Here is a 12,404-nt window from a genome sequence, read left to right as displayed (position 1 = left end):
GAGAATAGCCGAAGCGGCCTCCACCGCGAACCTTTGCGGGAAACCGGCGCTCGCCGCGAACCTTTGTTGCCGTCACGCGACGCTGTGGCCGGTCTGACCGCTGATCTTGCCAGGCGTCTTGCTTGCGGTTGCCCCAAAGCGGGCGCGCCCCGGATCCACTGTCTTGCCCTTTGCCCTCGGCGAATCGTGAGCGGGCAAGCCCGGGGAGGGCCATGGCGCCAAGTCGTGTGGACAAACCTGATCCATCTTCGTTGTGAAACGTCTTTGCTGACAACAGCGGACCCCATCGCTATGCTGGCTTTATGGCTGGAGGCGGCCAGCAGCCCGCGCCCCCTAAAGGGGGAATGGCGAATGCCTCCCGTTCAATCCTTCCTGACCGTTCAACCGTCGGGCGAAGGCGTTGGCAATGCGGGCGCTGACGAAGACTTCGCCGGGACGAAGGAAGCGGCCATGCGCGACTATCGCGATGCAAAGGCCATGGCAAAAGCCATGCGGGAAGCACTTGCCGAGCGTGGGGCGACGATCACCCATAGCGAGGCACTGGAAATCATCGCCCGTCAGTTCGGGCTGTCGAACTGGAATGTCCTGTCGGCGAAAATTGACGATGACGAGGTCGCGCGATCCGACGAGGGAATTTCCCTTGAACAGGCGGTGCCCATCGTCCGTATCTTCGATGTCGAGAAGGCGAACGAGTTCTACCTCGGATTTCTCGGTTTCACCGTCGATTGGGAGCACCGCTACGGCGACAACTTCCCGCTCTACATGCAGATCTCGCGATCAGGGCTCAGGCTGCACTTATCTGAACATGCGGGAGATGCGAGCCCCGGTGGCAACATGTGCGTCCACATGACGGGCATCCGCAACCTTCACAAAGAGCTTCAGGCCCAGGATTATCGCTACATGAAGCCTGGACTTCAGGAGGAGGATGGCCGGATAGAACTGCAGGTCATCGATCCCTTCAATAACCGCATTCGGTTCATGGAGCTCAAGCACCGATAAAGCATTGGTCTCGGGTGAATTGGGCCCTCCGTGCTGCATTGGCGATCCGCCGAAGCCATGGTTCAACGCTGCCCTTTGAGGAGGGCAGCGCTGGTTCGAGGACTGCTGAGCGACGTGGATCGGGCGTTCTTCGCACCGCTCCTGATTGAGCTGCGTTCGCGCGGCGGCCGTCTGCCGCACGATCATCGCAAGGTTCCGGACGGCATCTTCCGGATCACGCGGACGGGTTTGCCGTGGCGTGATCTGGCGGAGGCGTTCGGCTTTTGCCTGCCTCCCGGGCAGGCCTCGGACTTGGCCGTTTGTGAGGATTGACCGGCTCGCGCCTGCTCATAGGTCGCGAAAGGCTTGAAAATGAACCGCATTTCCTGCGCTTCCGCTTCTTGGTCAGGCGCAATCCGCCTCAAGCCAATTCGAACTCATCTATGAAACTGGACCCTGGAACTGCCGTTATGGAAAAGTTCTTCGGAACGGAAAAGGACGTGCCCCTGGTCAGAAAAAACCGCCCGCCCTTGTTTGGAGAGGGCGAGCGGTCGATCCAGATTGCAAAGGTCGGACTATGACTTTGTGAAACTTCCTGTGCCGTCAGGCAAATAAACCCTGCGCCGAAGCGCTCTGAAATTCCCCCCAACTTCCCCCGGTCTGCCTGTTTTCGTCTGCTCGCCGTTTCTATCGCCCTCGTGCCTGCAGGCTTTTTTCAGATTGCGCCGCAGGCTACGCTGTCGCCCATCGGATACAATGCAGTGATCTGTCACGGCATGACCCGCGGGTAGAAAAATGGTCGGCGGATGCCATGCCGAATCCTCCTCGAAACGACATGGAGGATGGAAGATCTGCCGTCAGGCGCTCATTCCATCCCGAGACCACATGCAGCAAGCCATACACCGCCTGCCCGTGTGCCTCATTTCAGGCCTGCTCCACCTCAGGCACCTTCATCCGCCAGACCGTCCCGACTGGCGTCGGGACATCAGGTTCTGTTCTGTCGCCCCCCTATGCCGGGGCGATAGTCGCTCCGACTGCTGTTTGACGAGGTGAAAAACGGGCCGGGTTGAGGTTCAACCCGGCCCAGTTGGGTCACGTGCGATCCGGAGGCTTGAAACAAGTTCAAGGCGGTCCGCATGTGTCTTGAGGTCTGCATTCTGCCGGAACGGGGCGAACCATCCCGACATGCGGCGGAGAGCCGACCGCAGCCCTCAAGGGCACTCGTCAAACTGAAAAACCGATATCTTCCAAGCCGCGACAACGCCTCGTCGTTGCCACGGATGCATCCAACACCAGCCAGCGTTATCTGTGCGTGATTTTCAAATATGCGAATGTGTCGGGTCTGCGGCGAGGGGAAAACGCCGGTAGGATAAGCGGTTGTGGGCTTGTCCCGAACCTATCTGGAGGGAACCGAATGCGCGAGGAAACCCGAGAGGCCCTGAGGGCCGCAGCCGATCTTGTGGCCGGCCTGCCATTGCCCGAGGCGGTTGCGGGTGCTGCCTGGCGCCTGCTGCGCGGCGTCGGGGCCGGGGAGGCAGAGGTCAGGGACGCGGATCGCGATTTCGCGGCATTGCTGCGGGCAGCGGCGCGGCTTGACCGGTTGTTCGAACTTCCGGTTCCGGATGCGCCGGGACTCGGTTGTTTCGGAGCACAGGTTTCCAGCGCGGCCTTTGGCGCGCTGCATGATGCACGTACCTCCGTTTCCGGCGTTGGCTCAGATCGGCTGAGCGCGTTTCGCGCCTGTGTTGCCGAAGCCGTGGAGTTCGTCTCCCAATTCGAGACCGAGGGGGAAACCCGTGCCCAGCCCGCAGACGAGACCCTGACGTCGACCGAGGAAGAATGCGCGCCCTTGTGGCCGCTGCTGGGGACGGCGGAGCTGCGGGCCGGCGACGATATCGCGGCGTTGCGCCTGGCCGACGGGGTTTGGGTGCGTCTTCCCGCCGCCCTGTGCTGGCGTCGCTCGCAAGGACGGTTCGCCAATGGGCTGAGTTTCGCCATGGGGCTCGGTGTCGCAGCCGGTCGGAACGGGTGGGAAGCCGATTGCCGGGCGATCCTGGAGTGGATCGAACGGGATGCGGTGGCGCTGTGGTGGCGCGGAGGGCGGCGCGGCCGCGCGGTGTCGCTGGAGGAGCTTCTTTCCGGCGAGACGGGAGCCAGGCTGACGCGGTATCGTGCCGATGCGCGGGATCGGCGGACGTGGTTTCTCGACCTTACCGGCGAGATTGGCGTTCCCGTTGCCGCCGCCCTGTCGGTGGACAGTCAGGGACGGGGGTTTTGCTATGGCTTTGCCGCGCGCGCGTGTCCGGATGCGGCGCGCCTTGCCGCGCTGGAAGAGCTGATGCAGATCGAGCTTGCCGACCGGGTCGTGGCGGCGAAACGGCTGGAAAGCGGGGAGGAGGCGCTGAACGACATGGATCGGCGGCACCTGCGCCGCAGCACCGGGGTTGCGGGCGATTGGCCGATCCTGCATCCCGCTGGGCCTGCCCTGCCACCGGCAGCGCCCTTGCCGGAAGAGCCGGAAGCGCTGTTGCCCGATCTGGTGGAGCGCTTGGCGGGGCAGGGATTTGCCGTGCATCGGGTGGATCTGACCCGGCAGGACATCGGAATTTATGTATCGCGTATGTTGATCACCGGATTGCAACCTGACCCCTCGGATGTGGTATTGGAGCGTTTGGCAACTCAAAGGCGATCCAGTGGAGATGATACGGCCGCCGAACGGGTGGGGCTTTACTAGCACCCCGGATGGTGGGCGGGGTGGGGGCGCTGGCGACGAGGCGCCTCCGTGTCGGGGGAGCCTTGGAAAAAAGAAATGCAAGGAGTGCATTGCCCGGCGGGATAACCTGTCGGCAATCGCGCGCGCAAGATGCGGGATGGCAGCGATCGTGGATGACGCCAGGGCGGCTGAGCAGGCACAAGGGGATGCGGTTCCCGGACCCGATGGTGTCCGGCCGCTCCTCCATGCGTGGCTGCTGGGGACGCCGCGTTTCGAGATTGGCGGGAAGCCGATCGTCTTTCGCTCGCGCAAGGCGGAGGGGCTCTTGGGCTATCTGTGCCTCAGCCCGGACGGGCGGCTGTCGCGGGAGCTGGCCGCGAATCTGTTCTGGGGCGATAGCTCCGAGCATCACGCCCGCTCCTCGCTGCGCCAGACCTTGCTGATTCTCCGGCGCAATCTGGAGGTGGTCGGCTTCGATGCGCTGAGCTCCGACAAGGTCTGCATCAGCATCGACCTGTCGCGCGTGCGGATCGATCTCGATCAGGTTCTGGAGGCTGGGACGGCAATCGCCCCGCGGCTGTTGTCGGAAAAGCGACTGTCGGAGCGCTTGTTCGAGGGCGGCGAGATGCTCGCCGATCCGTTCACCGCCTGGCTGCGTGTCCGCCGCCAGCAGGTGCATGACCGGCTGCGTGGCATGCTGGAGCCGATGATTGTGGTACGTGAGGGCAACTGGGACCAGGTCGAGGATGCGGCGGTGGCCCTTCTCAACCTCGACCCGACCCACGAGCCGGCGTGTCGTGCCTTCATCACCGCCCGCGCCGCGCGTGGCGACTATACGGCGGCCTTGAGGGCCTATGAGGATCTGTGGAACGTCCTTGAAGAGGAGTTCGACACCCAGCCGGCGCGGGAGACACAGGCGCTGATCGTTGACATCAAGCTCGGCCGCTTCCCCTCCTGGCTGCGTCAGACCCCCGCGGCCGAGGGCGGCGCGGCTCCTGCTGCCGAGCCTGTGACAAGCGGCGGCGGGGAGGGCGCTGTGCATCCGGCCGATGGCCCGCGCCCGGTGATCATCGTCGACGAGATCCTGCAGGTCGACGAAACCGGAGCGGACGCTCGCCTGGCTCGCGTGTTCCGGCATGACCTGATCTCCCGCCTCGTGCGGTTTCGCGAATGGTCGGTCGCCGACGGGCTGACGGAAGAGCTGTCGGCTTCGTCGACACCGCTTTACCGGGTGGCGATCAGTGCCATGCGCTCGCAGCACAGCGTTTCCTATTCGGTAACGGTCAAGAACTGGCGTACGAATGCCTATGTCTGGGGCCGTAACTCCGAGGTCGGTATTGGCGAATTGTTCACGCGCCAGTCCAGCCTCGTCGCCGAGATCGCGCTGGCCATGAACGTCAACATTTCCGCCGAACGGCTCGCCAATCTGTCGCGCATGCCAGAGGCCACGCTCGATCACTATGACCGGCTGCTGATGGGGCAGCGGCTGCATTTCACCTGGAAAATCGAGGAATCGCGGCGGGCCGAGGCGATGATCTCCGAGATCATCAAGGAAAATCCGGATTTCGGGCCGGCCTATAGCAGCCTCGCACAGATCATCAATTCCCGGCACATCATCTTTCCCGGGGCGCGCCAGTCGCCGGAGACCCTCGATCACGCGGCGGCACTCGCGCGCACGGCGTTGGGGCTAGACCCGTTCGATTCCCGTGCGCATCTGTGCATGGCCTGGACCGCTGCCTTGCAGCGCCGTTTCCAACAGGCCGAGGCACATCACCGCCAGGCGCTCGAACTCAATGACAACGACCCCTGGACGGCGCTTTCGGCAGCGCACGGGCTGGCCTACTACGGGTATCGGGAGGAGGCGGGGCGGATCGCTCGCCAGCAGCGCCAGACCGGTCTGCTGACCTCGCCGCTGCACTGGAGCTACTACGTCGGCATCATGTTCCTTTGCGGCGACTACCAGGCCTGCATCACTGCGTTTCGCTATCTCAGCGGTGGCTATCTCGGCGTTGAGGCCTGGTATGTTGCCGCTCTCGCGCAGATCGGCGATGTCGCCGAGGCGCAGGCGCAGCGCCGGGAGCTTGAACAGCACATCGCCGAACGCTGGGTGCGTCCGGAAAAGCCCTCCCGCGAGGAGATCGCCCGCTGGGTCGGCAACTGTTTTCCAATCAGTGATCCGGCGGTCTGGCAAAGCCTGCAGGACGGGCTGTCCCAGGCTGGGTTGACCCTGCCGTCCGATCTGGCGCCGCCATCCGAGCCGGCCCCCGCTGGCTCCTGACGCGGGGCCGGGCGAGCGCCGTGCAAGGGGCGCGCCCGGCTACCAGAGCGGATGCCGGTCAGGTGCACACGGCGATGGTGTAATCGGCCACCCGGCTGAGGAAGAAGTCCGAATGGGTGAGCTGCTCCTCGCCGCAGACCATGTCGGCGTAGAAGGGCGGCAGCGGATAGCGCTCGGTCGAGCCGTCGGCGTCGTGACGGGCGAACCGGTCCAGCGACTGGGCGATGATCTTGCGGGGCGGCAGGCGCAGGAAGAAGACCTCCTCCGAGGGCTGCACCACCTGAATCGCCTTGAGCCGGTCGGGCACCGAAGCGATGTTCCGCCCTTCGACCTCGGCCTTGAACTCGGCAAGGGTCTCCGGCCAGGGCTTGCGACCGATAGCGTAGTCGGCAATCAGCCGGCCGAACGCCTTGTGATCGTGGATCTTGATGCGCTCGAATTGCTGTGGTGCGGGAGGGCTTTCCTTACGTGATGTGGAGGTCATGAAAGAGGGAGCGCTCTGCACCTGAAAGTCTTCTCTCTCATATTCAGATTGCGGTCTGTCCATTTTATCAACTCCAGCATGGTGTTGGGGACGTCCGGGCCGAAAACCACCTTGGCCGCCTCCCCGGCAACCACGGAATTAGACGCCTTGTGGGTATGATCGTCAAGGTATTGGTAGGTGGCATTTGCAATTGCAATCCATGCGAGTGGCCCCGGTCTGTGGCCGTTGTTGGACGCGGTTGCCTCGACCAGGAAATACAGCAGCGGCGGCGGATCGGTGATTGCGATGGCCCGGTAGGGGGCGATGTCTATGCTGTCGTCAGCGTGTCACCCCACAGCGCGGCTTCCTTTTGCGACGACAGGCGCGCCGATGGCTGTGGCGACCTGGGGGCCTGTGTCCAAGGCGGTCGACCAGGCAATGATCCTGTCGCCTCCATGCCGGTTCCACCGTCGTACAGTGTAGGCATCCAGATTGAACGGACGCTGATGCTGTGATGTGATCGTTATTCGGCACTGCGAAAGCGCTTCGGCGAAGGTGAGAGAGGCCAGGTGCAGATCTGGCACCCGATGGCATGGGTAGGAGGAGCTGTCGGGAGGAAAACGAGGGCCTGCCGGGGGAGGCGGAGGCTCTCTGGTGTGTTTGCATCGGCGTTTAACCCGTGATTGTGTATCTGGCCGGTTTCATGCCGGAGCCCGATGCCCTAAGGTCGCCGTATGGTGCGCCGGATAACCTCCCCGGAGTTGGAGGTTTCTGCTGACCGCTGCGGCGTTCCATGGCGTGAACAGGGGTGGGTGACCAGACATGATTCGGAGCGAACCCAAGGTTCTGCTCGTGGAGGACACGTGCGCATTGGCGGAAACCTACAAGGCGTATCTCGCGCCTCAGGGGTGGGACGTCCATGCGGTTTCGACGGGTGCCGAGGCGATGGCCTTCATTGGCCATGAGGCGCCCGGCGTCGTTGTTCTCGACGTCAATCTGCCGGACGGCAATGGCCTCGATCTGCTCAGGCAGATCAAGGCGCGGGAGATTCCGTGCGAGGTGGTGATCATCACCGGCAAGGCCTCGGTGAGCATGGCGGTGGAGGCCATGCGCGAAGGTGCGTTCGACTTCGTCATGAAGCCGTTCAGCGCCGACCGACTGCGCGTGACCATCCGCAATGCCTTCGACCGCCTGAACCTGGCCAACCGGCTGCAGGAATTGGGCTCGGACCGGTTCGAGGGCATGATCGGCCGATCCTACGCCATGCAGACTGTCTACCGCATCATCGGCAATGCGGCGCCGACCAATGCCACCGTGTTCATCACCGGGGAAAGTGGCACGGGCAAGGAACTCTGTGCCAATGCCCTGCATCGGCTCAGCAAGCGGGCCGATGGGCCGATGATCTCGATCAACTGCGCCGCGATCCCGCGCGATCTTCTGGAAAGCGAGATCTTCGGCCACGTCAAGGGCGCTTTCACCGGCGCCCTCGCGGACCGGCAAGGGGCGGTGCTCTCCGCCGATGGCGGCACGCTGTTTCTCGACGAAGTGTGCGAGATGGATGCGCGGCTGCAATCGAAGATGTTGCGCTTCCTGCAGGAAAAGACCGTGCAGCGGGTGGGCGAGGACAAGGTGCGGCCCGTCGATGTGCGCATCGTCTGCGCGACCAACCGGGATCCGATCGGGGAAGTGGCCGCCGGCCGGTTCCGTGAGGACCTGTATTACCGGCTGCATGTGGTGCCGGTGGAACTGCCGGCGCTGCGCGACCGCGACGATGATGTGATTCTGATCGCCCGCCATTTCCTGGATCGGTTTTCCCGCGAGGACGGCAAGGGCTTCAAGGGGTTTACGCCCGCCTGCGAACAGCGACTTCTGACCTATCCCTGGCCGGGCAACATTCGCCAGTTGCAGAACGTGATCCGCAGCGCGGTGGTGCTCAACAATGGCGAGATGATGGATGAAACCATGCTGCCGGTGTTCGCCGGAGGCTCCGAGCCTGCGGTCCCGGCGGCTGCCGCCGGGGATGCGCCTGTGGGCTCGGGAGGCTTGGGACGCGGTGCACCGCCACCTGCGCCTGAGGCGATCGAGCCACTCGATCAGGTGATCCGCCGGACCATCGAGCGTGCCATCGAGGCCTGCGGCGGCAACATCCCCCGGGCGGCGAATGCGCTGGGCGTCAGCCCCTCGACGCTCTACCGGCGCATCCAGATCTGGGGACAGGAGCAGAAAAGCCCGGGCGAGTGAGCTTTTCTGCGTCCTCGCACGCCGTTCAATCCGCGGCCGACGGGCGCGTCTTGCGCTCCGTATCGGCCCCGGTGGCGTCACTGGCCGCAATCTCCTCCTGCGCCGGGCCGTCATCGGCCGGCAGCGCGTTCATCGCCTGGCGCTGACGGGCAATTTCGCTGATGTGCTGGCGCAACGTCGGATCTTTTGCCGTCAGCTTGTCAAAATCGCTGCGCGACAGCACCAGAAGGTGACAGTAGCCGAGCGCACGCACATCCGCCGTGCGTGGTCCGCCGGTCAGAAGGGCGATCTCGCCGAAACAGTCTCCCCGGCCAAGCCGGATGCGCCGGTCGCCCGTCGCGACCTCGACGGCGCCGGAGGAGATGAAATAGGCCGCATCGCCCCGCTCGCCCTTGCGCACCAGTAGGTCGCCCGGAACGGCGAACCGCGGGCGCATCAGACGGGAAATCGCGGCAATGCGATCGGCGGGCAGGTCATGGAACAGCGGCAGGTTCGCGGTCAGTTCCTCCGTGCGCATGCCAAGATCGAGCCGGGGACGGCGGTCGGCTTCCGCGCGCGCTTCCTGAACGCTCTGCGACAGGTGCGAATAAAGCTCGGCGCCGATCAGGTTCTGCGAGAACAGCGCGCGATAGCCGTCTTCCTCCAGCCTGAGGGCGGCTTTTTGCAGGAAGCGCTGGTCGAGGCTGTCCGCGTAGTCGGGGTATTGCAGGCGCAGGGCCTCCAGCGCAGTGGTCGTCGCCTCGCGCCGGTTGGCGAGGATTTCCGTCAGGATTTCCCCGACCCGGCTGCCGAGCAGCGGAGGGATCTTGTCGCCGGTGAAGGCGATCAGCTCATCCAGCACGATGCGGCTGAGCAGCAGGCTTTCGTAGCGGTCCGCCAGCAGGCGGGCCAGCCAGCGTTCGTATTTCAGCCGCCGTTGTACCCATTGCGCCAGCCGCATGGTGATCGGAAAGTCGAGGGAGTCCCGGGCGCCGCGGTTGTATTCGACACGGCCGCCGGCCCGCGCCCGGTCGCCGATCCGGCCGATCTTGGCCAGAAGGTTCTCGGCGGTGTGGATCGAGGCCGTGCGCTGGCGCAGGTGGCGCAGGACGATTTCCCGCTCCCGGTTGGAAATCGCCACCAGGCCGATGGTGACCCGGTCCCGGTCTAGAATATCCTCCGAACGGGCGGCGCCATCGGCGGCTTCCGCCGCGCGGGCCCGGTAGGGCGCGTCCACCTGATCCGCCGGGCCGGGGGCGATGTGATACTGGGTTACCGCCCGGGCAACCCCCTCGCGCACGTTGTTGAGCGCGAAGGCCAGAACCTGGTTGCGCATCGCCGCGTCGAGCGGCGCCAGACGGTCGAGCTTCAGCAGCTTGATCAGTGACTTCAGCGTGGTGCCGTAGACCAGCAGCGTGAACAGCACGAAGCCGGTGGCCAGAACGGCAACGAACCGCTGCACCTCCGGATCGATCGCCGGGTTCTCGGTCACGCCAAGCGCCAGGGTCAGGGTGATGGCGCCGCGCATGCCGCCCCACAGGATCACCGCCATGAAGGGGCGGCTGACCGGCTGTGTCAGCTTCAGCGCGGCGAGCACCGGCAGCAGCGCATAGAGGATCACCGCCCGCGCGGCCAGGGCGGAGACGACGACGATCGCCAGCAGCAGGATATCGTTCCAGCCCACATCGACCAGCAGCTTGGGCACGAGGATCGAGGCCAGCACGAAGATCAGGGAGGAGGCCCAGAAGGCGATCTGCTCCCACACGTCGTTGAGGTAGGTCCAGCCATCGGGGGTGACCCGGGAGGGGCCGACCAGATTGATCAGGATGCCGGCGCCAACCACCGCGACCACACCGGACACCCCGGCGAAATGCTCGGCGACCACATACACCAGATAAGGCAGGGCGACGCTGAGGGTCACCTGCGCCAGGCGGAAATCGCGCACCAGCGGCAACACGTGGATCAGCACCTGGCCGCCGATATAGCCGATGGCCAGACCGCCGCCGAAGCTCTTGAGGAAAAGGATCAGGCCGGTTTCCACATCCGCCGTGGCGGAGCCGGTGAGCACGCCGAGCAGGATCGTGAACAGCGCGATCGCGGCCGCGTCGTTGAGCAGGCTTTCGCCTTCCACCAGCCGTCCCAGCCGGGCCGGGGCGCCGATGTCGCGAAAGATCGCGACGACCGCTACCGGGTCGGTGGTGGCGACGATGGCGCCGAGCAGCAGGCAGGCGATGAGCGACACGCTGGTAAACGGCGAAAGGGCCAGACCGATGAAGGCGGTGGCGACCAAGACCGCGACCACCGCCATGACGAAGATCACCCCGCCATCCTCGGCCATCCGCCGCACGTCCAGCGTCAGGGTGGTCTGGAACAGCAGCAGCGGCAGGAAGACATAGAGGATCGCCTGGGAATCCATCGGGAAGTTGACGAACAGCCCGGCGATTTCGTTGAAGGTGTTGGTCTTCGGCGTATAGAGCAGCCAGGTGGCGAGCAGGCCGATGGCGACGCCGACCACGGCCAGCAGAACGGAAGGGGCAACCCGCAGGCGCCGCGCCAGCGGCTGGATCAGCGAGATGACGACGAGCAGTCCGGCGATGCCGACGGTGACGAGCGGTGCGTTCATACTCTCCCTATCGCCGCTTGATGCGACAGTTGCGAGGCGAAATTACGAGAATTTGTCGCCCGCTTGCCTGATTTTGGCCATCCTGGTCGTTGCCGGCGACCGGCGCGGATCCGGTCAGCCCATGACCGGTCGCGGCTTGCGTTCCGACAGCGCGATGCCCAGCAGCACCAGCGCCAGTGCCGCCGCATGATAGAGGTGGAATGGCTCTCCCAAAAGGGCGACGGCGAGAAACGAGGAGAAGATCGGCACCAGGTTGATGAAGACGCCGGCCCGCTCGGGTCCGATCAGCTCGACCCCGCGCATGAAGAAGATCTGCGACAGGAACGAGGGGAACAGGGCGATATAGCCCACCACCAGCCATCCCTTGGCGGTTGGCCATTGCTGGGTTCCCTGCACCAGTTCTATGGCGAAGACCGGCAGGGAGACGAGGGCGGCGATCACCGACAGCACTGTGAAGAACACCATGCCGGACACAGCCGGCCGGTTGCGCAAGAGCACCGCGTAGACCGAATAGAACAGGCAGGCGAGAATCATCAGCCCGTCGCCGGGATTGACCTCCAGCGTGGCCAGCCGGGACAGATCGCCCTGGCTGGCGATCAGCGCGACCCCGGCCATGGTCACCACCACGCCGAGAACCTGCACCGCGCGCACCGGCGCGCGCAGCAACACCAGGGCGCCGAGCAGCACGAACATCGGCATGGACCCTTGCAGGATGCCGAGATTGAGCGCGGTGGTGCTGTGGGCGGCGACATAGAACAGCGCGTTGAAGGCGGTGAACCCAAGGGTTCCCATCAGCGCCATTACCGGCAGGTGCTGCTTCAGCATCGGCCATTCGGCCTTCACCTGACGCCCGTAAAGCACCACCATCAGGCCCGACACCATCACCCAGCGCAGGAACACCACCGCCAGCGGCGAGACCTCGCCAATGGCAAGGCGGCCGGCGATGGTGTTGCCGGCCCAGAACAGGGTGACCAGTACCAGCAGCAGGATGGGGCGCGCATAAAAGCGGGTCAGAAGGGATGGACCGGTGACGGGCATGGGATCTCATCAAGGTGAGGACGACCGGGAGGGGCGTCGCGGCGAACGGCCGGATCGGGAAAGGGCCCGGGCGAAGGCGGTGGGCCGAGAG

The 12,404-nt window shown here is 64.7% G+C and carries 8 protein-coding genes; 5 read left to right on the top strand and 3 right to left on the bottom strand.

The window, feature by feature from the left end; translation table 11 throughout:
- Window positions 1-450 precede the first annotated feature (450 nt).
- The 4 genes from LC062_RS08760 (at window position 451) to LC062_RS08745 (ending at window position 5,969) form a co-directional block, all read left to right on the top strand.
- Complete coding sequence (locus tag LC062_RS08760; RefSeq protein ID WP_224910829.1) at window positions 451-999, top strand: glyoxalase superfamily protein; 549 nt, start codon at window positions 451-453, stop codon at window positions 997-999.
- Between the two features lie 114 nt (window positions 1,000-1,113).
- Window positions 1,114-1,311 carry a transposase gene (locus LC062_RS21350; RefSeq protein WP_404829698.1) on the top strand — a complete coding sequence of 66 codons (198 nt, stop codon included), beginning with the start codon at window positions 1,114-1,116 and terminating at the stop codon, window positions 1,309-1,311.
- Between the two features lie 1,081 nt (window positions 1,312-2,392).
- Window positions 2,393-3,712, top strand: a complete 1,320-nt coding sequence (locus tag LC062_RS08750; RefSeq protein ID WP_224910655.1) for a YcaO-like family protein — start codon at window positions 2,393-2,395, stop codon at window positions 3,710-3,712.
- Window positions 3,713-3,848: 136 nt separating this feature from the next.
- Window positions 3,849-5,969, top strand: coding sequence for a BTAD domain-containing putative transcriptional regulator (locus LC062_RS08745; RefSeq protein WP_224910654.1), 2,121 nt, complete (start codon window positions 3,849-3,851; stop codon window positions 5,967-5,969).
- Window positions 5,970-6,027: 58 nt separating this feature from the next.
- Here LC062_RS08745 and LC062_RS08740 read toward each other — a convergent pair whose 3' ends face one another.
- On the bottom strand, window positions 6,028-6,453 hold the full coding sequence (locus tag LC062_RS08740; protein ID WP_224910653.1) for a hypothetical protein: 426 nt from the start codon (window positions 6,451-6,453) through the stop codon (window positions 6,028-6,030).
- Between the two features lie 801 nt (window positions 6,454-7,254).
- On the opposite strand from LC062_RS08740, the gene LC062_RS08735 reads away from it, so the two are divergent.
- The gene (locus LC062_RS08735; RefSeq protein ID WP_224910652.1) at window positions 7,255-8,673 is read left to right on the top strand and encodes a sigma-54-dependent transcriptional regulator; all 1,419 of its coding nucleotides are present in this window, start codon (window positions 7,255-7,257) and stop codon (window positions 8,671-8,673) included.
- Window positions 8,674-8,698: 25 nt separating this feature from the next.
- On the opposite strand, the gene LC062_RS08730 is transcribed toward LC062_RS08735, so the two are convergent.
- Together LC062_RS08730 and LC062_RS08725 are read right to left on the bottom strand one after the other, a co-directional pair.
- The gene (locus LC062_RS08730) at window positions 8,699-11,275 is read right to left on the bottom strand and encodes a cation:proton antiporter (RefSeq protein WP_224910651.1); all 2,577 of its coding nucleotides are present in this window, start codon (window positions 11,273-11,275) and stop codon (window positions 8,699-8,701) included.
- A 114-nt stretch (window positions 11,276-11,389) separates the two neighbouring features.
- Window positions 11,390-12,313, bottom strand: coding sequence for a DMT family transporter (locus LC062_RS08725; protein WP_224910650.1), 924 nt, complete (start codon window positions 12,311-12,313; stop codon window positions 11,390-11,392).
- Window positions 12,314-12,404: the final 91 nt, after the last annotated feature.

It is taken from the genome of Stappia indica (assembly GCF_020177335.1).
In the GTDB taxonomy this organism is placed as follows: Bacteria; Pseudomonadota; Alphaproteobacteria; order Rhizobiales; family Stappiaceae; genus Stappia; species Stappia indica_B.
This window is presented reverse-complemented; position numbering and strand designations above follow the sequence as displayed.

Excerpts from the sequence above, each read along its gene's own strand:
- LC062_RS08760 (WP_224910829.1), top strand. The coding sequence starts at position 451 with ATGCGCGACTATCGCGATGCAAAGGCCATGGCAAAAGCCATGCGGGAA.
- LC062_RS08750 (WP_224910655.1), top strand. The coding sequence starts at position 2,393 with ATGCGCGAGGAAACCCGAGAGGCCCTGAGGGCCGCAGCCGATCTTGTG.
- LC062_RS08745 (WP_224910654.1), top strand. The coding sequence starts at position 3,849 with ATGGCAGCGATCGTGGATGACGCCAGGGCGGCTGAGCAGGCACAAGGG.
- LC062_RS08740 (WP_224910653.1), bottom strand. The coding sequence starts at position 6,453 with ATGACCTCCACATCACGTAAGGAAAGCCCTCCCGCACCACAGCAATTC.
- LC062_RS08735 (WP_224910652.1), top strand. The coding sequence starts at position 7,255 with ATGATTCGGAGCGAACCCAAGGTTCTGCTCGTGGAGGACACGTGCGCA.
- LC062_RS08730 (WP_224910651.1), bottom strand. The coding sequence starts at position 11,275 with ATGAACGCACCGCTCGTCACCGTCGGCATCGCCGGACTGCTCGTCGTC.
- LC062_RS08725 (WP_224910650.1), bottom strand. The coding sequence starts at position 12,313 with ATGCCCGTCACCGGTCCATCCCTTCTGACCCGCTTTTATGCGCGCCCC.